Genomic DNA, 19,455 nt, shown 5'->3' with positions numbered 1-19,455 from the left:
ATTAATCGGTTAAAATAAATTAACCCTAAATAGAAGGAGAGGTTTCATGCAACCAAATCGATTTGAAATAAATACATTTGAGGAACTGAAGTGTATATCTGATCAATTACGAATGAAAATATCTATGCTATTGATAGAACGAGAAATGACTGCAACGGAAATTGGGAAACATTTGAATATTCCAAAGGCTAAGATATTTTACCATTTGAAAGAACTTGAGAAATATGGAATGGTAAAAATCAATCGTACTGAGGTTAAAGGAAGTAATGTTTACAAATATTATGTAGCAACTCATAACGGATTTAAAGTGAATCCACAACTATTAAATGAATATCGAGATGAAGTGTCAGATTCAACAAAAGATATGGTAACTTCGCAGATTAATCGAACAATTGATGTGTTAAATCAATATGGTTTAATCACGGATGATGAACAGCTAATATCTAAGACTGTACAAGCGAAGTGGTCTCAGAATCAGTTCGATACATTTAAGCAAAAACTTGATGCATTAATTGATGAAGTAGATCAACAATCCAATGATGAAGATGAAACGTATTATTATTTGAATATAATTGGATTTGAAATGAGTGATAAGGTCTTTAATCGTGAGGAGAATGATGATTAATGAGAGCACTCTTAAAACATACTGACTTTATGCAACTCATTTTTGGACGAATATTAACCAATACAGCAGATAGTATTTATTTTATTACGACTATGTGGTTAATTTATGATATAACAAAAAGCTCTGCACTTACAGGGCTTTTAAGTAGTTTGATATTAGTACCGAAATGTTTACAGATGTTTTATGGGCCAATTATTGATCATTTCAGTTTGAAGAAAATTTTGATACATTCTCAAACGATACAAGCAGTTTTAGTGGGTATAATTGCTGTTCTACTATTCTTTCACTATGAAAATGCTATACTTATTATCATTCTTGTTGTGACAGCAGCAATGGTTGGTGAAATTTCTTATCCAATTAGTAATAAGCTAGTGCCAGTGTTATTACCTAAAGATAAAATTGTGTCAGGTAACGCAATGATGTCATTTTCTAATCAAAGTATGGATTTAGTATTAAATACTGTCATTACGATATTGATTTCTTTAGTCAGTATATATACTTTATACGTTATGAATACAATTATTTTTATAAGCGCAGCAGTTATATATGCGATGATAAAAGTTCAATCTCAAAAATCTACTGGTAGTACATTGGATTTTAGAACATATATGAATTCATTAAGTGAAGGCTTATATACAGTGAGACATTCATTATTGTGGATATTCCAGATTGGCGCATTTGCAGTTAACTTTGGAATTGGTATGGTTTATACAGCACTACCTGTTTTATCTCACTACCTTAATCAACCAATATATTATGGATTGTTTTTATCTGCTATATCATTAGGTATGGTATTATCAACGCTAGTTGTTGGATATGTTAAGAAATATCCATTTGGTAAATTGATGGTAGTAACTTTTATTTTATCAGGTGTTTTTCTATTGTTAGGTTTTGTAACACCTATTTATATATTTATTATTTTGTTTGGCTTGAGTTGGTTATCTGTAGGATTGGCGAATATTTTATTCCTATCAGCTGGCCAAGCAGTTATTCCAGAGTACATCTTAGGAAGAATAACTTCAATTACAAGTAGTTTAGGTGTCCTTGGTTTACCTTTAGGAAGTCTAATAGGTGGTTTTTTACTAGAATTAATGAACCCAATTGCTTTAATCAGTATAACAGGTTGCTTTTTTATTGTTTTGGGGACTATTTGGCTAGTTCATCCAAAACTTAATAAACTAAGACCTATTGATTTATTAACTTTGGATGATTTTGAAATAAGTGTAGATAATAAGAATATTGATATAAAAAACGATGCTCTAGGAAGTTAAATTAGAGCATCGTTTTAATATGTTCAATTTCTGGTTCTTCTAGTTCGTGTGCGCCGTCGAGTAGTTCGAATTGAACGCTTTTAAATAATGGTTTGAGTTGTTCTGATAGTGCTTTTACTATACCGGGTATTGTTAAATAATCATTTGAACCTGTCGTGATAATGACGGATGTTTCTTTATAGGTTTCGGTAATATGATAGTCGAGGTCTGATGGGTGCAGCAATAAGATATGGTCAACTTTAATAAGGTGTTGTTCCAGTAATCCTAATATGAAATTCGCACCGTTTGAATAACCTAAAAATATGACTTTTTCATAATCGTGTTCTTCGATAAATGTATTCCAAAAATCTATAAAAGATTTGGCTTGTTCTTCGAAGTCATGTCGGTCTAATGTGTTGTTCTGAAGCGGTGCAAAGAAACGTCTTTCTTGTCCTTCGCCAACACTACCTTGTATGCCTAAAATGTTAGCTTCAGGGTTTAATATACTTGAAAAAGGAAGAAGTTGGTATTGATTGCCACCTGTTCCATGAAAAAGTACAATTAAAGTATTGTTATTGGGATTTTCTTGTAAGAAATATTCCATTTTATCTCCTCCATAAATGTGAAAGGGCTGTTGTTTATGAATCACAATTCAATTATACATCATGTATCTATTATAAATCATGATGCAGAAGAATCATTCAATTTTTATCGTAATATATTAGGTCTTAATTTACTCATGAAGACTGTTAATCAGAAAACTATGAAATGTATCATGTTTTCTTTGCGGATAAATATGGACGACCAGGTACAGAAGTGACGCTTTTTGAAATGAAAGAAGGTAAAGATAATCAGTTTGGTGCTAATGCATTTGATCGATTACTTTTTAAAGTGCCTTCTGTAGAATCGTTGAAATATTGGGAAGCGCGGTTTGATGAATATGAAGTATGTTATTACGGTATTGAAGTTTACACTGACCGCAGTCTAATTCGCTTTGAAGGACCGGATAATACGCCACTCGGTTTTATCGTTATTTCTGATCAAGAAGATATCCATCAATTTAATACAGATGAAAAAAGTACCGTGCCAGTAGAATATCAAATACTTGGTCTAGATTCTATACATGCACGTGTCAGATATCCTAAAGCAAGCATAGAGCATTTCCAATCATTATATAATTGGGCATCAGCAGGTCAGCAGACTTTCTTTGATACAGATTTAACGGTTGAGATTTTGCATAATCGTAATCAAGATATGTATCATGAAATACATTTTATTTATGACACATTTAATTCAATTGAAGGTCAAGGATTTGGTGGGATACATCACGTTGCAATTTCAGCTGAAGACGAAGGTGAATTGCAAGAAGTAGAAACAGCTTTAAATAAATTAAATATGGTTCATTCACCAATTAAAAATCGAGGATTCTTTAAATCCATTTACTATAGAGATCCGAATCAATTGCTATTTGAAGTTGCGACTTTAAAGCTTAATATGAAAGAAATTGTCTTTGAAGATAAAGCATTTCAAGACATCCCGTTATACTTACCTGAACATTTAGAAGAGAAACGCGCATATATAGAAAAGCAATTACAAAAATAGAATTGAGTAAAATAAGGTATTTTATATAATACAATAATTTGAAATACGATAGGTATAACTATATAATATAATTAGCATTGAATATTATATTTGAGGGTTGATATTTATGAACACGATTATTAAAAATATTAAGCAAAGACCTAAGCAATTTATATTATGTGTAGGGATTCCATGTTTATGGCCATTACTACTATTATGGGATAATATAAAAATAGAGTCATTTATAATAATAGGAATCGGAATGTCAATCATGGTATTTGTCAATTTCAATATGAATGCATCGCATGAAGTGTTAGGTGATGAACTTAACCAAATCATAAAAAAGCATGGTGTTTCAAAAGAGCATTTGTTTGAAATAACAGGATTAACAAAGTATGAAGTAACAGAAAAAGACCATCAATTTCAGTTTCATGTTTCACCAGGAAGAAAGAAAAAGTATTTAAATATGTTGAAAGAATATTATGAGTGAATAATAAAACCAGCAGAAATTACACACGACTTGTGAAATTTTGCTGGTTTCTTTTTTGTGGAATAAATCAAGTGCAGGCGGAATATTGCCAAAATTGTTACAATATTTTATAATAATGACAAATATTAACATTGTTGTTATGTGAAAGGGGAGTTCAACATGCACTTTATAATCAAATTAATCGTGGCATTATTAGTTGGCATATACATGTATAAGAAGGAAGTTCCTGTTAATGCTAAGACATTATTTTTTACTGTTGTATTTGGAATATTTCTGCATGCATTATCAGATTTCTTTGTTGGATTTGTAGAAGGTATTCAAAGCTCCATGAATAGTAGATAACATATGATGTTAAAGAAGCTTACACGATTGTTTATGTGTAAGCTTCTTTTTATAAATCCCTTCATATCAACGATGCAAAATATCTTTGGCAAATTTTTTCTGGATTTTTAATGCAATGACAACGATGTTTGATACACTGTTTTTGAATCTTTTATTAAGGTGATGACAAGGAGGACATCAATATGAATTTAAGTAAGCAAATTATTCATTTAAGAAAAGAGTATAACTTATCTCAAGAAGATCTAGCTGAAAAAGTCTTTGTGAGTAGGCAGTCTATTTCTAATTGGGAAAGAGGTAAGAGTTACCCCGATATTGAATCTTTATTGCTACTAAGTAATATATTTGATGTCTCCTTAGATCATTTAGTAAAAGGAGATGTGAACATGATGAAAAGAGAAATGGATAGAAAAGTATTTGATAAGTGGTCGTGGTTAATGATGATTTTTCTGGGACTTGCAGCTATTCTACTTATACCGAGTATGATGTTAATGGGCATATATGGATTGTTTGTGCCTTTTGTTCTTTGGCTAATCGGTATGTACTTTGCTTATAAAGTAGATAAATTTAAAGAAGTCCATAATATTAAAGCATATAGTCAAATTATGGACTATATGAATGGTAAAGATGTAAAAACAATTCGTGAAAGAACAAGGAAAGATAAATTTAAAGATAGAGTCGTTGCTATTGTAACACCAATTATATTCGCGCTTATCGCATTTATAGTTGCTTATTATGGAATGAAATTAATAGATTGATCAAAAAAAGCCAAATCACATGTTTGCTCATGTGGTTTGGCTTTTTTGATTCTAATTTAAGTTTAAAGTTTATTCTATTTCGTCGGTTTTTGATTTAAAATCAAATGCATCTTTCGATAATGGTTGTCCTGTTTCGGCTAATTTTTTTACACTTTGTATTTGAAAATACCAACCTGTAAAATCATTCGCAATGGTTTCGAAAGTGAATGGTAACGATTCTTTAAATGTTAACGTCACAGTGTCCCCATTTTCTTCTAATGAAAAATCTACATGACCTTGATCCCAGTCATATCCAATATGATCGTTTGGATGATAGTCTGTAATCTTCGCATATTCATATTCATTATTACCGAGGTCGAAGATTAGTTGGCTACCTGCTCGTTCTTCTTCAAAAGATAATTCAGGAAACCATTGTTTAATGCCTTCAGTTGTTCTTAAAAGTTTGAATACATGTGACTTATGAGAATGTATGGATACATCAATCGTTTGATAAGCGTGCGTTTCGTCAGTTCTGTAATTTACGTTCATTCTAATCCCCCTTATTGTTAGTTGTACTTAATATACCAATAACTTGGCCAAATATAAAAAATTATAGCATCATTTAGTACCTTGCAATGTATAATAGTGTGTGTTATATTTTCATCAAGAGCTATTATACATTGTATAGTACTGGGTTAAGTGGAGGAAAAAATATGAATATACAATTTAAAAAAGGCGCACTCGAATTTATTGTATTGCTTATTATTAAAGGCGAAGATCAATACGGTTATTCATTAATTCAAAAAATCACACCTAGAATCACGATTTCTGAAGGTACGGTTTATCCTTTGTTAAGACGTCTCGTAAAAGAAGCATATTTAACAACATATTATGAGCCATCTACTGAAGGACCAGCTAGAAAGTATTATAAGATCACAGATTCAGGTAATGAGCGATTAGAGCAGTTGTTAAAAGAATGGCAAAGTTTCACAGATGCGGTGAATTTGTTTTTAGAGGAGAGTGAAAGTAATGAGTAAGAAAGAATACTTAAATTTGTTAAATAAGTATTTAAAGAATATATCTGAAGAAGATAAACAAGATATTCTAGCTGAATATGAAACGCATTTTATAAGTGGTGTTAAAGATGGACAAACAGAAGAGAATATTGCTAAAGAACTTGGTCATCCGAGAGATATTGCCAAGGAAATAAATGCAACTTTAGCGATAGATAGAGCAGAATCTCATCATAAAGTAGGTAACGTGTGGCAAGCAATTATATCTGTAATGGGACTAGGTTTATTGAATTTCTTTGTTATTTTAATTCCTTTTGTCATTATGATTTCGGTGCTATTTAGTTTTATGGCGACAACACTATCTTTACTCGTTACGCCAGCGATGTTGATTGTAAAGGGTGTTTATAATGGCTTTGATGCAGTCCATCAATTAGATGTATATATTGTGTTAGCCAGCTTTGGTTTAGGGCTCGTGCTGTTTGTGTTTACTTACTTATTAACAAAATGGTCATATCAATTAACGGTTAAATATTTACGTTGGAATATTTCTATCGTGAAAGGGAGTGCTAAATCATGAAGAAATTATTATGGATATTATTTAGTGTAGGACTTATTCTATTTATCATATTTGGTACATTGACATTTGCTGTCGGGACAAAAGAAGCAGATAATATGAAACAAGAAACGATCTTAAATAAGACTTATCAAGAAGATATTAAACATATAAATGTTAATGCACGTGATGCTGCTGTAACAATCAAAAAAGGCGATCAATTTAAAGTGACATCTGTAGGGAATAAAGATGAATTTGATATAACTTCTAAAGTAGAAGACGAAACATTAAACGTTAATTTAAAAGAACAAAATTTGATGATTAATTTTAATTTCTTTACGAATGCATATAATGAAATTGAAATAACTGTACCTAAAAATCTTGAACAACTGGATATAAAGACAGACACAGGTAAAATTAATATGCAAGATATTAAATCTGATAACACATCTTTAGTTGTAGATACGGGCATGATAAATGTTAATGGTTCAGATTTAGGGAATTTTGAAGCATATTCAGATACAGGAAAAATTTTAACTAATAAGACGAACTTCAAGAATGGAAAAATTCAAAGTGATACAGGAACCGTTAGATTAAATGATGCACCAGCTGATACACCATTAGACATTGAAACAGATACAGGTTCTGTGAGATTGGTTTATAATAAAACGTTGAAAAATACGTTACTAGATATCGAACAGGATGTAGGTAATACACAAATTAACCGTCCTGAATTAAAGAATAAAAAAGTAGGTTCAGGTGATAACTTAGTAAAAATTAGAAGTGATGTTGGCTCTGTTCAAATAGATTAATAATAAAACGCTAACGAGATTGATTCGTTAGCGTTTTGTTAATTTAAACTTTATGATTTTTGTGATATTTCTTGTATATATGCTAATGCTTGTCTTTTTTTCTCTTTGTTTAAACCACGTAATAATTGAATGGCATCATTAATAATTTGTGAATCTTCTTCATCTTCGTATGCCTCTGGTACGTTTACCCAGCCCATAATATAAGCGGGTGTTGTAGACAGTGCGATTGATAATTTTTCAACTACTGATGGTGTTAATTTAGATGTTTGTCCAGTTTCATATCTGGAAATGGTCGACTGATTAACGTTAATCAGTTTAGCTAATTTATACGTGCTAAATCCGAGTTCTTCTCTTCTTTGTTTAATTCGATATCCTGTTTGATTCAATGCTTTCACCTCAATCACTTCAAATGATGATCTATTAATTCTATTATATCTGATTTAAGTTGTGATTTGTAATTTTCAGATACGAATGATACTTATTGACCAATAAAAATTCATTTGCTATAATTCGAACTAATCGAATAAAAGCTTTCTAGGGTTCCGTAACTGAGCAGTTAGTCTGGACCGAGAGAAAGCCGCAAGTTGATACTTGTGACACGGAGGGATAAAAGCCTGGGAGACTTATTAAATAAGTTTCCCGGGCTTTTTAATTTAAGGAGGAAAATATAAATGAACTGGATAAAAATTATCATTGGCGCAATATTTGAAGTTGGTTGGGTAGTCGGATTAACACATGCAAATAATACATTTGAATGGATTCTGACAGTTATCGCGATTGTCGTAAGTTTCTATTTATTAATTAATGCATCTAAATATTTACCAGTAGGCACTTCGTATGCTGTATATGTTGGGTTAGGTGCAACCGGCGTAACCATTGTAGATTTTGCATTATTTGGTGAACCTGTTGTTATCGGAAAAGTTATTTTAATCGTGACGTTAATTATAGGTGTCATTGGCTTGAAACTTGTAACACGTGAAGAGGAGGGTGCATAACATGGCATGGATTGTATTGATTTTGGCAGGTTTATTTGAAATGTTAGGCGTATTGTTTATGAACATTTATGCAAAACGTAATAATATTCCATCGTTATTAGGACTAGGGTTATTCTTTGTATTAAGCTTTATTTGTTTATCCATCGCAATGAATACAATACCTATGAGCACGAGCTATGCAATATGGACTGGTATCGGTGCTGTCGGCGGTGCGTTGTTAGGTATTGTATTCTACGGGGAGTCTAAAGAATTTAAACGTATATTATTTATCGGCATTATTCTAGCAAGCACGATAGGTTTGAAGTTAATCAGTTAACTATTTAATAGCTTATAAATCATAATTGATTTCCATCCATTCATTGACTTCTTTGAAACCAAGCTTTTTGTATACTGGTTTACCTAAAGTAGAAGCGGCGAGGAAGATTTTTTTGATATTTCTTGATTCAACATCAAGAATGAGTTCAGTAATGATTTTTTTGGCGATGCTTTGTCCTCTAAAATCTGGGTGTGTATAAATATTAGTAACGTATGCTCTTTCACCTGAAGGGTTTGTGAACGATGGTGGAAATGGGTAATAGATAATCGCACCACTTGCGATAATTTTATCGTCAACAATGGCTAATAATTGATAAAGCGATTTGTTCATTAACATGTCCGTGAAAAATTGTTCTAGTTCAACATCTATATTAGGTGTTGGGTTAGAACCTTCATCAATTAATTGCGCTTTGCGTAATTCGACTAATTCACTTAAATCTGAAATGGTTGCTTGTCTAATAAACATATTTAGCCTCCTTAATATCTATATAAATGGGTATATATTATTATAGATGATTTTTTACAACAACTTAAATTAAAGTGGGGATAAAATGAAAAAAATATTAATGACAGGTGGAACAGGTCTAGTTGGATCAGCTTTAGTTGCACATTACTTAAATACAGATAGTGAAATTTATATATTAACAAGAAGTGATAGAACGTCAGATGAACCATTTATACATTATATTAATTGGTTTGAAGATGGTTGGGAAGAGTATTTACCTCAAATTGATATCGTGATTAACCTGGCTGGTGCTAGTCTCAACAACCGTTGGACACCAGAGCATAAAGAAGCCATTATGAAGAGTCGTATTGAATCGACTAAACGGCTATACGATTATTTTGAAAAGCAAAATTATGCACCAAAAGTATTATTTAATGCGAGTGCAGTTGGATACTACCCGCCGTCTAAAGTTGTTTCTTACGATGAGTATGATCAGTTTCTATCACATGACTTTCTATCGACTGTCGTAGAAAGATGGGAACAAACAGCATGGCTATTTGATAAATTAGGAACGAGAGTCGTTATAGGTCGATTTGGTGTTATATTATCCAGTGAGGGTGGTGCACTACCTACAATGGTTAAACCGTATCAATTCTTTGTTGGCGGTCCACTTGGTTCAGGTAAGCAATGGATGAGTTGGATTCATATTGATGATTTAGTAAAAGGTATCACTACGCTCATTCAAAATGAACAATTTAAAGGTGTTTATAACTTATGTAGTCCTCATCCAGTCCAACAAGATGAATTGGGCAAATCTATTGGGAAAGCGATTCATAGACCACATTTATTGCCAGTACCCAAATTTGCATTGCGCTTGTTATTAGGAGAGCAGTCTACCGTTATTCTAGATGTACAAAAAGTATTCCCTAAAAAGTTGCTAGAACAGAACTTTGAATTTGAGTATCCATATATAGATGATGCCATTAGTCATTTATTAAAATAAATATTAATTAAAGAAGTGGCTGGGACATAATGTAGTGTCTCAGTCACTTTTTTTTTGACTTATATACAAAATAAATGTATGATAATGAATATTAATACGAATTATAGTATATTTATTATAAAGGTGGGTACTCAATGAATCAGTTTATCGCATTAACAGAAAAGTATAGCCCGAATAATTATAGTCCATTAGATATTGTTTTGACTGAAGGTAAAGGTGCACATGTTAAAGATTCAGATGGCAATACATATATTGATTGTGTTTCTGGATTTTCAGTTCTAAACCAAGGGCATGGTCATCCTAAAATTATTCAAGCATTTTTAGATCAAAGTCAAAAGATTACAATGACTTCTAGAGCTTTGTATAGTGATAATTTAGGTGCTTGGGAAGAGAAGATTTGTAAGTTAGCCAATAAAAATAAAGTTTTACCTATGAATACTGGAACTGAAGCGGTAGAGACTGCCATCAAAGTAGCAACGAAATGGGGTCAAGATATCAAAGGTATCAATGCGCTTGATGCTGAAATTATTGCGATGGAAGGTAATTTTCATGGTCGAACAATTGGTTCACTATCCTTATCATCAAACGATAGTTATAAAGAAGGCTTTGGTGTACTAGCAGGTAATATTAAATACAGTGAATTTGGCAATGCTGAAGAAATTGCTTCTCTTATCACACCCAATACAACAGCGATCATCTTAGAACCTATTCAAGGAGAAGGTGGCGTTCATATCCCACCTGAAAATTTCATTAAAGATGTTAAAGCTTTGTGTGAGCAACATCAGATTCTGTTGATTGCAGACGAAATTCAAGTAGGACTAGGTCGAACAGGTAAGATGTTTGCGATGGAATGGGAAGGCGTTGAACCTGATATTTATTTATTAGGAAAAGCTTTAGGCGGCGGTCTCTATCCTATTTCTGCGGTCGTAGCGAATGATGATGTCATGCAAGTATTAACGCCAGGTACACATGGTTCTACATTTGGCGGAAATCCTTTAGCATGTGCTGTTTCAATTGCAGCTTTGGATGTACTTATAGATGAGTCGCTTCCTGAACGTTCGCAACAACTTGGTGAAAAATTATTAAATGGTTTGAAAAAAATAGATAGTCCAATTATAAAAGAAGTGAGAGGACGTGGGTTGTTTATCGGTATTGAACTTAATGAGCAAGCACAATCAATCGTATCAAGTATTAATGAACAAGGTGTCTTATGTAAAGAAACACAAGGCAATATTATACGTTTAGCACCACCACTCGTTATTGAAGAACAAGACATTGATACTATTGTTAATGTCATTACACAAACAATAGAAGAAAAATCAAAACAATATCAATCATAGAATTTTTATAAATAGTGAGTAAGGCATAAATCGATGTCTTACTCACTTTTCTTTTATGTTAAAATTTCCTGGGTATATATTTATATACACTCATTTTCAATGAAGGGAAGGATAATATGAAAATAGCAATAGTAGGTTCAGGTAATGGTGCCGTAACCGCTGCTCTAGACATGATATCTAAAGGACATGAAGTAAAATTATATTGTCGTAATCAATCTATTCATAAATTTGATAAAGCTTTTGAACGAGGTGGCTTTGATTTTATAAATGAAGGTGACAAGACATTTGTTAAGTTTACGGACATAAGTGATGATATGTCGTATGTATTAAAAGATGCAGAAGTGATACAAATGATTATCCCTTCATCATTCATCGAACATTATGCGAAAACGATGGCACCTCTTATTAACAATGATCAATTGATCTTATTCAATATCGCAGCAGCTATGGGATCTATTAGGTTTATTAATGTGTTAGAGAAGCAACATATTGAAACAATGCCAAAGTTTGCTGAATTAAATACATTAACGTACGGGACACGTGTAGATTATGATAAAGCAGAAGTGAAATTATCTCTTAACGTTCAGAAAGTACACTTCTCAACATATGATAAAAGCTATTTAACAGAAAGCTTTAAAACGATTAAAGAACTATATCCTTATATCGTTAAAGAAGAAAGTCTTTGGAAGACAAACTTAGAAAACGGGAATCCAGAAGTGCATCCAGGTCCAACATTATTAAACGTAGGTAGAATAGACTATGCAGATGAATTTGCCTTATATAAAGAAGGTATTACACCTCATACTGTGAAGTTACTGCATGCAGTTGAATTGGAAAGATTATCACTAGGTAGAAAATTAGGTTTCGAACTTAATACAGCAAAAGGTGCACGAATAGAACGCGGTTACCTGTCAAATGATGATGAAGACGAACCACTTAATAAATTATTTAATACAAGTCCAGTATTTTCACAAATCAACGGGCCAAACGAAGTAGAAAATAGATACTTAACAGAAGATATCGCATATGGTTTAGTACTCTGGTCAAGCTTAGGAAAAGTAATCGGCGTACCAACACCAAATATAGATGCCATTATCGTAATCGCTTCAACAATATTAGAGCGAGATTTCTATACAGAAGGTTTAACAGTAGAATCATTAGGATTAGAGAAATTAGGATTGGAATAAAAAAACGCTTAGCTCATTCGCGAGCTAAGCGTTTTTCAATTTATTAAGCGACATTTTTAAATAATGATCTACTAATTATTGCGGCTATTACTGTTAATAATAGTGTTAAGATACCGATACCTATCCATGCGTATTGTACGAATACGTATCCGCCTAATATTGTTAATAAACTTGATCCTACATAATAACCTAATAAATATAAAGTTGAGGCGTGTGATTTGCTTGACTTGGTTAATGTGGCGATATAACTACTTTGAATGGAATGTGCACCAAAGAATCCGAATGTCATTGCGGCGAGTCCTAATATATCAATTGGTAAGTATGTTATGAATGTAAGAATAATACCTACAATCATGATTGTTATGGCGATTGCATATGCTTTTTTTATACCAAGTTTATAACTGAGTTTCCCAAAGTTAATGGAGCTATACGTACCTATTAAATATAAAATAAATATAAAGGCAATCGTAGACTCACTAAGTGAGAATGGTGGATGTTCGAAACGTACCGTTATATAACTGTATATTGTGACAAAGGTACCCATTAATAAGAATGCTAGTGTCATTGTTTTTAAAACGGCTGGGTTCTTTAATAGCTTTCCATATTTAATGAAATGTTGTTTCGGTGATACCCATTGTGGTGTTTGAACTGTTGAAGTTGGTAATAAAATAACCATTAATATTGCGAGTATTAAATTAAGGATACTGAGCGATGCGATCGCAACTTGCCAATTCGCGATATCTGTTAGAATACCAACAACTACACGACCAGACATACCTCCAAAGGTCGTTCCAGCTACATATAAACCCATTACTTTACTGACTCTATCTTTATGTACTTCATCAGCTATATATGTCATTGCGATAGAAGGCACACCACTTAAAGCTAATCCCATCAGACCACGAATGACGAGAAATATATGGAAGTTCGTTACGAAAACACTGATGATAGATAATACACTTACAAGTAATACAGAAATAGACATCATACGTTTCTTCTCAATATTGTTTAGCATTGGTACTAAAATTAAACCTATACCAAGCATAAAAGTAGAAACGGATAAAGTTAAACTGATATCAGATAGCGACACGTTAAAATATTGACTAAGCCCATTAAATATCGGTTGCGTGACATAAAGGCTAGAAAAAATGATGAATCCTGCTAATAATAATGAAATAGATCTCTTTTTCTGTTCACTTGTCATATTGTATCTCTCCCTACAACAATAATCATAACGCTAAAAAAATCATTTTTCGAAAAATATGCATATATTATTCAATTGTAATTGTGATATATTATAATAATCTGAATTTTTAAGTAAGGGGTGGGAATATGAGATACGAAATAGCTTTAGAGAAAATTGTACCGGCTTTGAAAAAGGTAAATGGAGTTTTATCAATATTTTTAAAGGGGTCTATTGCTAGAGGGGAAAATGATGCATATTCTGATTTAGATATTTATGTCATGTTAGAAAGCGATGTACAAGTTGAAGAAGTATATGACAGTATTGTAGATGCACTTGAGCAATATCAACCACTGCTATTTAAAGAATTAGTGGAAATTATTTGTCCTCAAATTGTTGGTATATTTGAAGATATGTTACATATAGATTGTTATATTGTTCATGAACATGATTATCCTCAAACAGATGATATAAAAGTGATGTATGACCCTAACGGTAAATTGAAGGAATATGATAAAAAAGATTTAAGTATAACTGAAGAAGTATTTATAGATTCAGCATTAGATAGTTGTTGGTTTATCTTTCAATATGATCACATAGTTGGAAGAGGGCAATATTTATGGACGACTCAAATGATTGATAATGCACTTAATCATGCAATTAAAGTGTTGTTATATAAATATTATCCTGAGAAAGCAGTTCTAGGTAAAAAAGCTGCTCATCATCTGCCTGCTGATATTTATTCAAAGTTAAATCATATAAATGATTGTAATAATTCTATAAAGCATAGAGAAGCGGTTGCTCAATATATGAATTTTTACCAAGACTATATTAAAGACATGGTTGAGGAATATTGGGTTGAAGGATTCGAAAAAATATACGACTATTTATATAAAAAATATGCATAGCTAGACACCAGTCATAGTGACGTCACTATGACTGGTGTCTATATATTTACATGTGAGTATAATTTTTGAAAAGATGATTCTGATGCGCGTATAATGTAGTTAAATTAATGGGAGGTACGATTATGATAGAAATTTTAGGGCACCACCATATTTCGATGCTTACGAAAGATGCTAAGTTGAATAAAGATTTTTATGTGGAAAAATTAGGGCTACGTTTATATTTAAAAACAGTGAATCAAGATGACCCTTCTATGTATCATTTGTTCTATGGTGATGAGGTTGGTTCGCCTGGTACTTCTTTAACATTTTTCGAACTTAAACCGATGGGACAAACTTATAAAGGTACGAACTCTATTTCAAGAATAGGCTTGTTAGTACCAAGTGAAGAAAGCTTGAATTATTGGAAAGATCGTTTTGAAAAGCTTGATGTTGATCATGACGCTATTGGTATTTATAACGGTATGACAGCTTTACATTTTAGAGATCACGAAGGATTGGAAATGGTGTTATTACCTAATGGTGAACGTAAAGTTCCGCAAAGTTGGCGTCATAACAGGTACACAGATGTACCAGAAGAACATCAAATTATGGGTATGGGTCCTGTAGAATTTAAAATTGATGATGTTTCAGAAATGAAAAATTTCCTGGAAAATGATTTGCATTTTGAGTTAGTAGATTCTGAAAGCGAGCTATTATATACGATTGATTTTGAAGGATTGTATAGCGATATTATATTGAAAGAAGTAGAAGGTGAAAGAGAAAGACCTGGTAAAGGAAGTATTCACCATCTTGCATTATCTGTAGCAGACGAAGAAGAATTAAATAAAGTTAAAGAATTATTAGACGAAAAAGGCGTTGTACATTCTGGAATAGTGGATAGAGATTTCTTTAAAAGCTTATATTATAGACATTCACATATATTAATCGAATTTGCGACAGAAGGACCAGGTATGCCATATGATGATGTGTCGCAACTTGGACAACAGCTGGACTTACCAGGATTTTTAGAATCAAGAAGAGCAGAAATTGAAAGTAATTTAGAACCTATTTAATAGTAGAATATAGGGGTTCTAACGCTCAAGAGTGAAAAACAAGATCGTTAGAAATTCTAACGCTCAAGAAACACAAACAAGATCGTTAGCGGTTCATATATACAAACAAAAGCACCTTTTGACTCGGTCAAAAGGTGCTTTTATCTATATTTTACGTTGCTGTTTCTTTATTAATCTCACTGTGATAAACGAGGTGATTGGAATGGCGATACTTACAGCAATACCGCCTAATAATATGGTTATGATTTCAGCTGCAAATATTTTAGCATTGATTATTTCGCCAAAGGTGTAATTTAATTTACCAAACCAGAAAAATAACGTGATTTGTCCGCCTATATAGGCGAAATAAATTGTATTGGTTGTTGTTGATAGGATGTCTCTTCCTATTGTTAAGCCAGACTTGAATAGTTGTTGTAATGATATTTTTGGATGTGCTTCATATAGTTCGTACATTGGAGAACTAATGGATATTGTTAAATCTATCACTGCTGCGATTACAGCTAATACAACTGTAAATACCATAAGTTCAGCATAGTTTATACCTACATTCATTGAAAATATATACGTTTCATCTTGTTCTTCTTCAGTGAAACCTTGCAACATTGAAATGTCTACAATGAAATATATTAATCCTATTAAGATAAGCGTAGATATAATGGTCGCGAAAAAGGCAGCAACTGTCTTAGTATTATATGCATTAATATAGAACAAGTTAATGCATGTAATAATTAAACAGAAGATGATTAATACGATGAATATAGGCGCTTTATAAATGATGAGTAATAGCGCAATAAACAACGTCAGCAAGTTTAAAAATAAAGTTACGAACGATCTAAATCCTTTCTTTCCACCAACGATGATCATAATAACGAGTAATATACTGGCTAAAATAAATGTCGTCATTATTTAGCCTCCTCTCGTTGCATGAACATCATTGCAACAAATATTGTGATAGGTATCGTAATCACAATACCAATGCCACCCATGAGTGCTCTTGTAATTTCTAATGACCAATTCATGGATAAGGTATACGTGATTGTATTGCTATTTTTAAAGTAAAGAATAATCATCGGAATGCTACCAGATAAATAAGCGAAGAATAAGATATTCGTCATTGTACCCATAATATCTTTACCAATGTTTGTGCCAGATTGACGCAATTGTTTCAATGAAATTTCGGGATGTTGTGCTTTAATTTCATATAAGGAACTTGTTAACGTAATGGCAACATCCATAACCGCGCCGAGCGAGCCTATTAGCACAGACGCAAGGAATATTTGTGTCGGTTGAATCGTTAAGAAACTCATCGTTTCATATTTAACACCGTCACCATTCGTAAACATCATGACAAGTTGAGCGATACCAATACTTAAAAATGTACCTAATAAAGTTGAAATTATCGCAACAAAAGTTCTCCGCTTAAAGCCACTAACGAGCAATAAGGATACGATTGTTGAGAATATAACTGTTGCTGTCATTAATATAAAGAAGTGATGATTATTATGCTTCATGAAATAATCAATCATTAATAGTAGGACTGTGACATTAATAATGAGTGAAATAATGGAATATAGTCCTGATTTTCTACCGACGATAAGTAAGGTTAATAAGAACAAACCAGTCATTAACGTGACAGCGCCATCTCGTTTTAAGCCTTTTATAATAGCGGTGTCTTCTTTACCTTTATAGGATAAGAGGACTTGGTCGTTTACATGGTATTTCTCAGAATCCGTTAAAGAGTCCGTGTATTTATGAGGAACCGTAATGCGGTCTCCTTTATGCTGACCGTTCTGAATCTCTAAATGGATTTGTTCTTTATGTAACGTATCTTTATTTTTATTTTGGTCAATCGTTGTTTGTGAAGATTGATGTGTGATATCCGTAATTTGACCAATCGGTGTTTTGTAATATTGAGCATTATGCCGGGTGAATATATAGGCTATTACAACGCATACAATAAATATGAGTATCGCAACATTAAATGGTTTCGTTAATTGTTGTTTGATTTTGTCATTCATGTTTTGCCACCATCATTTTTCTTTGATTTGAACATACTATAGTATACGTACATAAGAGGTGTACTTCAATTATTTCCATGTTTCAGCACAAGGTAGTGAATCGCGTTTTCTAGCTTTTGAGACATACGGATGTCTTGTTACTGTGAAACGTAAAGGTTTGTCAGTCCAAATACCCTTATTTGGGACGCCGATTCTTGCTGAACGTTCGATTTGTTTAGGGTATCTTCTATTTGTTGTATCAATTTTTAAGCAATTGTTATTGAGTTTAGTGCCGTCTAATGCTTTAGATATTTGCATCGCTTGCGTGAATTTGCCAGGTCCATTAGTTAATTCTATACCTGTTTTGCCGTTACGGTTCAGTGCCATTTGTTCAATGCCATGTTCAGGTTCTATCGCTCTAATTAAGACACCTTGAGGTTCACCTTCAACTTGTGTAACAAAGTTAATCAGTAGTTGTTTGTGCATAGAGTGTGCATAAATCGTTCCACCTTCACAATACAAAGATTTCACGCTTTTAGTATTTCTGCCATTGAACGAATGGGCTGCTTGATCGTGTTTACCAACATAAGCTTCCGTTTCAACGATATAACCTGTATATACGATATCGTCTGTTTCGTGAATGATTTTGACACCGAGTAAGTCAGCAGCAATTTCTTCAGTCGTTCTATTGATAAAATCCATTTTGAAAATATCCTCCTTAATGATACGTTGCTTGTCTTTGTAATAAAGAACGTGTATGTTCAATAAAAGTCTTCAATTTACTGTTTTGATTATTGTCTTGATAAACAATGTTAATCGTTCTTTTAAGTTCGGTATGTGTTAACGGGATTTTTGTAAGTTGTTCATTTTCAATGCCATTACTTAAATAATCTGGCACGATGAGTACGCCTTTTTCAGATAGTAATGTTTGTCGTAATAATGCAAAATTTGAAATCGGGTAAGTCTTCTGTGATGCATGTTTACGTATTAATTGTGATATTTGATCAGGTAATGTGTTGAAATGGTAAATGTATTGCTGGCTCAATTGTGATAAAGGCGGTTTAGGGTTCATTGATAAATCGTTGTTATTATGAACGTATAAATTATATGTTTCTTCGAATAGTGTATGTTTAATAGTATGTTTATTGTTTGTAAGTTTCGGTGTGAGTTCGCTTAACGCGACATCTATTTGGTGAGATAATAAACCTTCTTCGATTTCTAAGGGTGTCATCATCATAGGTCTAACTTCTATTTTGAAATCTCGCTCGTAAGTCTTAATAATAGCCGGTAATGCTTGTGATACATAACTTTCTGTATAAGCGAGTTTAATAGAACGTCTATCTGAATGTTCTTGATGTATAAATAAATCTTTCGTTTCTTCTATTAAATTTAAAATTCTATTTGTTTGTGTAAGTAAGAGTTCGCCACTGTCCGTTAATTTTACATTTCTGCCTTCTCTTAAAAATAACGTCGTGTTTAATTCTTTTTCTAAATTTGCGATTTGTCTACTGACCGCAGATTGGGCAATCTCTAGCTCGAGCGCAGCCTCTGAAATATGCTCTCTTAAAGCAACTTCTCTAAAATAAATTAATTGTTTTATCTCCATATTCAACACCTCATTATTTATATT

26 protein-coding genes and 1 riboswitch are annotated in these 19,455 nt (G+C 32.5%); of the genes, 17 read left to right on the top strand and 9 right to left on the bottom strand.

The genetic code is table 11. The features are described from left to right. The first annotated feature begins 46 nt into the window (after positions 1-46). Positions 47-625, top strand: coding sequence for an ArsR/SmtB family transcription factor (locus tag LQ693_RS01075; protein WP_103361461.1), 579 nt, complete (start codon positions 47-49; stop codon positions 623-625). Then, positions 625-1,896 (top strand): MFS transporter, encoded by a 1,272-nt coding sequence (locus LQ693_RS01070; RefSeq protein ID WP_107596393.1) that lies wholly within the window; start codon positions 625-627, stop codon positions 1,894-1,896. The genes LQ693_RS01075 and LQ693_RS01070 overlap by 1 nt, the downstream gene beginning before the upstream one ends. Before the next feature lies 1 nt (position 1,897). On the opposite strand, the gene LQ693_RS01065 is transcribed toward LQ693_RS01070, so the two are convergent. Continuing rightward, entirely contained in the window at positions 1,898-2,479 is a 582-nt protein-coding gene (locus LQ693_RS01065) for an alpha/beta hydrolase (protein ID WP_103361463.1), read from the bottom strand. A gap of 36 nt (positions 2,480-2,515) precedes the next feature. On the opposite strand from LQ693_RS01065, the gene LQ693_RS13790 reads away from it, so the two are divergent. The 5 genes from LQ693_RS13790 (at position 2,516) to LQ693_RS01040 (ending at position 5,043) form a co-directional block, all read left to right on the top strand. Beyond that, a complete protein-coding gene (locus tag LQ693_RS13790) occupies positions 2,516-2,695 on the top strand; it encodes a VOC family protein (protein WP_232339619.1) in 180 nt (59 codons plus the stop codon). Beyond that, a complete protein-coding gene (locus LQ693_RS01055; protein WP_239702969.1) occupies positions 2,644-3,477 on the top strand; it encodes a VOC family protein in 834 nt (277 codons plus the stop codon). The genes LQ693_RS13790 and LQ693_RS01055 overlap by 52 nt, the downstream gene beginning before the upstream one ends. Before the next feature lie 106 nt (positions 3,478-3,583). Further along, positions 3,584-3,946, top strand: a complete 363-nt coding sequence (locus LQ693_RS01050) for a hypothetical protein (protein WP_103361464.1) — start codon at positions 3,584-3,586, stop codon at positions 3,944-3,946. 159 nt (positions 3,947-4,105) lie between these two features. Then, positions 4,106-4,288, top strand: coding sequence for a hypothetical protein (locus LQ693_RS01045; protein ID WP_239702970.1), 183 nt, complete (start codon positions 4,106-4,108; stop codon positions 4,286-4,288). Between the two features lie 182 nt (positions 4,289-4,470). Beyond that, positions 4,471-5,043, top strand: coding sequence for a helix-turn-helix domain-containing protein (locus LQ693_RS01040; protein ID WP_025906148.1), 573 nt, complete (start codon positions 4,471-4,473; stop codon positions 5,041-5,043). A 69-nt stretch (positions 5,044-5,112) separates the two neighbouring features. On the opposite strand, the gene LQ693_RS01035 is transcribed toward LQ693_RS01040, so the two are convergent. Next, positions 5,113-5,571 carry an SRPBCC domain-containing protein gene (locus LQ693_RS01035; RefSeq protein ID WP_239702971.1) on the bottom strand — a complete coding sequence of 153 codons (459 nt, stop codon included), beginning with the start codon at positions 5,569-5,571 and terminating at the stop codon, positions 5,113-5,115. A 164-nt stretch (positions 5,572-5,735) separates the two neighbouring features. Between LQ693_RS01035 and LQ693_RS01030 the strand changes: the two genes are divergently transcribed. From LQ693_RS01030 to LQ693_RS01020, 3 genes are read left to right on the top strand one after another with little or no spacing between them, the layout of a single operon-like run. Then, positions 5,736-6,059 (top strand): PadR family transcriptional regulator, encoded by a 324-nt coding sequence (locus tag LQ693_RS01030; protein WP_025906145.1) that lies wholly within the window; start codon positions 5,736-5,738, stop codon positions 6,057-6,059. After that, a complete protein-coding gene (locus LQ693_RS01025; protein ID WP_103361467.1) occupies positions 6,052-6,612 on the top strand; it encodes a DUF1700 domain-containing protein in 561 nt (186 codons plus the stop codon). Before LQ693_RS01030 ends, LQ693_RS01025 begins: the two co-directional genes overlap by 8 nt. Then, the gene (locus LQ693_RS01020) at positions 6,609-7,400 is read left to right on the top strand and encodes a DUF4097 family beta strand repeat-containing protein (protein ID WP_103361468.1); all 792 of its coding nucleotides are present in this window, start codon (positions 6,609-6,611) and stop codon (positions 7,398-7,400) included. The genes LQ693_RS01025 and LQ693_RS01020 overlap by 4 nt, the downstream gene beginning before the upstream one ends. Before the next feature lie 50 nt (positions 7,401-7,450). Here the strand turns inward: LQ693_RS01020 and LQ693_RS01015 are convergent, their stop codons facing one another. Further along, positions 7,451-7,795 (bottom strand): helix-turn-helix domain-containing protein, encoded by a 345-nt coding sequence (locus LQ693_RS01015; protein WP_224658833.1) that lies wholly within the window; start codon positions 7,793-7,795, stop codon positions 7,451-7,453. A 128-nt stretch (positions 7,796-7,923) separates the two neighbouring features. Continuing rightward, positions 7,924-8,023, top strand: a riboswitch (guanidine-I (ykkC/yxkD leader). A 48-nt stretch (positions 8,024-8,071) separates the two neighbouring features. Between LQ693_RS01015 and LQ693_RS01010 the strand changes: the two genes are divergently transcribed. Both LQ693_RS01010 and LQ693_RS01005 read left to right on the top strand, forming a co-directional pair. After that, on the top strand, positions 8,072-8,395 hold the full coding sequence (locus LQ693_RS01010) for a DMT family transporter (protein WP_025906137.1): 324 nt from the start codon (positions 8,072-8,074) through the stop codon (positions 8,393-8,395). Between the two features lies 1 nt (position 8,396). After that, entirely contained in the window at positions 8,397-8,711 is a 315-nt protein-coding gene (locus tag LQ693_RS01005; RefSeq protein WP_025906134.1) for a DMT family transporter, read from the top strand. Between the two features lie 12 nt (positions 8,712-8,723). On the opposite strand, the gene LQ693_RS01000 is transcribed toward LQ693_RS01005, so the two are convergent. Beyond that, positions 8,724-9,176 (bottom strand): GNAT family N-acetyltransferase, encoded by a 453-nt coding sequence (locus LQ693_RS01000; RefSeq protein WP_107565127.1) that lies wholly within the window; start codon positions 9,174-9,176, stop codon positions 8,724-8,726. Between the two features lie 85 nt (positions 9,177-9,261). Between LQ693_RS01000 and LQ693_RS00995 the strand changes: the two genes are divergently transcribed. The 3 genes from LQ693_RS00995 to LQ693_RS00985 all read left to right on the top strand — a co-directional run bounded on the left by LQ693_RS00995 (position 9,262) and on the right by LQ693_RS00985 (position 12,685). Next, entirely contained in the window at positions 9,262-10,158 is an 897-nt protein-coding gene (locus tag LQ693_RS00995) for a TIGR01777 family oxidoreductase (RefSeq protein WP_107565126.1), read from the top strand. A gap of 134 nt (positions 10,159-10,292) precedes the next feature. Then, on the top strand, positions 10,293-11,498 hold the full coding sequence (gene rocD / locus LQ693_RS00990) for an ornithine--oxo-acid transaminase (protein ID WP_107565125.1): 1,206 nt from the start codon (positions 10,293-10,295) through the stop codon (positions 11,496-11,498). Positions 11,499-11,614: 116 nt separating this feature from the next. Further along, positions 11,615-12,685 carry an NAD/NADP octopine/nopaline dehydrogenase family protein gene (locus tag LQ693_RS00985; RefSeq protein ID WP_107565124.1) on the top strand — a complete coding sequence of 357 codons (1,071 nt, stop codon included), beginning with the start codon at positions 11,615-11,617 and terminating at the stop codon, positions 12,683-12,685. 43 nt (positions 12,686-12,728) lie between these two features. Here the strand turns inward: LQ693_RS00985 and LQ693_RS00980 are convergent, their stop codons facing one another. Then, on the bottom strand, positions 12,729-13,889 hold the full coding sequence (locus tag LQ693_RS00980) for an MFS transporter (RefSeq protein WP_107596394.1): 1,161 nt from the start codon (positions 13,887-13,889) through the stop codon (positions 12,729-12,731). A 128-nt stretch (positions 13,890-14,017) separates the two neighbouring features. Between LQ693_RS00980 and LQ693_RS00975 the strand changes: the two genes are divergently transcribed. Then, positions 14,018-14,776, top strand: a complete 759-nt coding sequence (locus LQ693_RS00975; RefSeq protein WP_107596395.1) for a nucleotidyltransferase domain-containing protein — start codon at positions 14,018-14,020, stop codon at positions 14,774-14,776. A gap of 122 nt (positions 14,777-14,898) precedes the next feature. Then, positions 14,899-15,828 (top strand): VOC family protein, encoded by a 930-nt coding sequence (locus tag LQ693_RS00970; RefSeq protein WP_048540291.1) that lies wholly within the window; start codon positions 14,899-14,901, stop codon positions 15,826-15,828. A 144-nt stretch (positions 15,829-15,972) separates the two neighbouring features. Here the strand turns inward: LQ693_RS00970 and LQ693_RS00965 are convergent, their stop codons facing one another. From LQ693_RS00965 to gltC, 4 genes are all read right to left on the bottom strand, one after another. Further along, on the bottom strand, positions 15,973-16,734 hold the full coding sequence (locus LQ693_RS00965; protein WP_411860938.1) for a YibE/F family protein: 762 nt from the start codon (positions 16,732-16,734) through the stop codon (positions 15,973-15,975). Beyond that, positions 16,731-17,846, bottom strand: a complete 1,116-nt coding sequence (locus LQ693_RS00960; protein WP_107565119.1) for a YibE/F family protein — start codon at positions 17,844-17,846, stop codon at positions 16,731-16,733. The genes LQ693_RS00965 and LQ693_RS00960 overlap by 4 nt, the downstream gene beginning before the upstream one ends. A 69-nt stretch (positions 17,847-17,915) precedes the next feature. Then, positions 17,916-18,527 (bottom strand): DNA-3-methyladenine glycosylase, encoded by a 612-nt coding sequence (locus tag LQ693_RS00955; RefSeq protein ID WP_107565118.1) that lies wholly within the window; start codon positions 18,525-18,527, stop codon positions 17,916-17,918. A gap of 16 nt (positions 18,528-18,543) precedes the next feature. Then, positions 18,544-19,431: a glutamate biosynthesis transcriptional regulator GltC gene (gene gltC / locus LQ693_RS00950; RefSeq protein WP_107565117.1), complete on the bottom strand. Its 888-nt coding sequence runs from the start codon at positions 19,429-19,431 to the stop codon at positions 18,544-18,546. Positions 19,432-19,455: the final 24 nt, after the last annotated feature.

Origin of the sequence: Mammaliicoccus sp. B-M6, from assembly GCF_022386965.1 — a bacterium.
GTDB classification, from domain to species: Bacteria; Bacillota; Bacilli; order Staphylococcales; family Staphylococcaceae; genus Mammaliicoccus; species Mammaliicoccus sciuri_A.
This window is presented reverse-complemented; position numbering and strand designations above follow the sequence as displayed.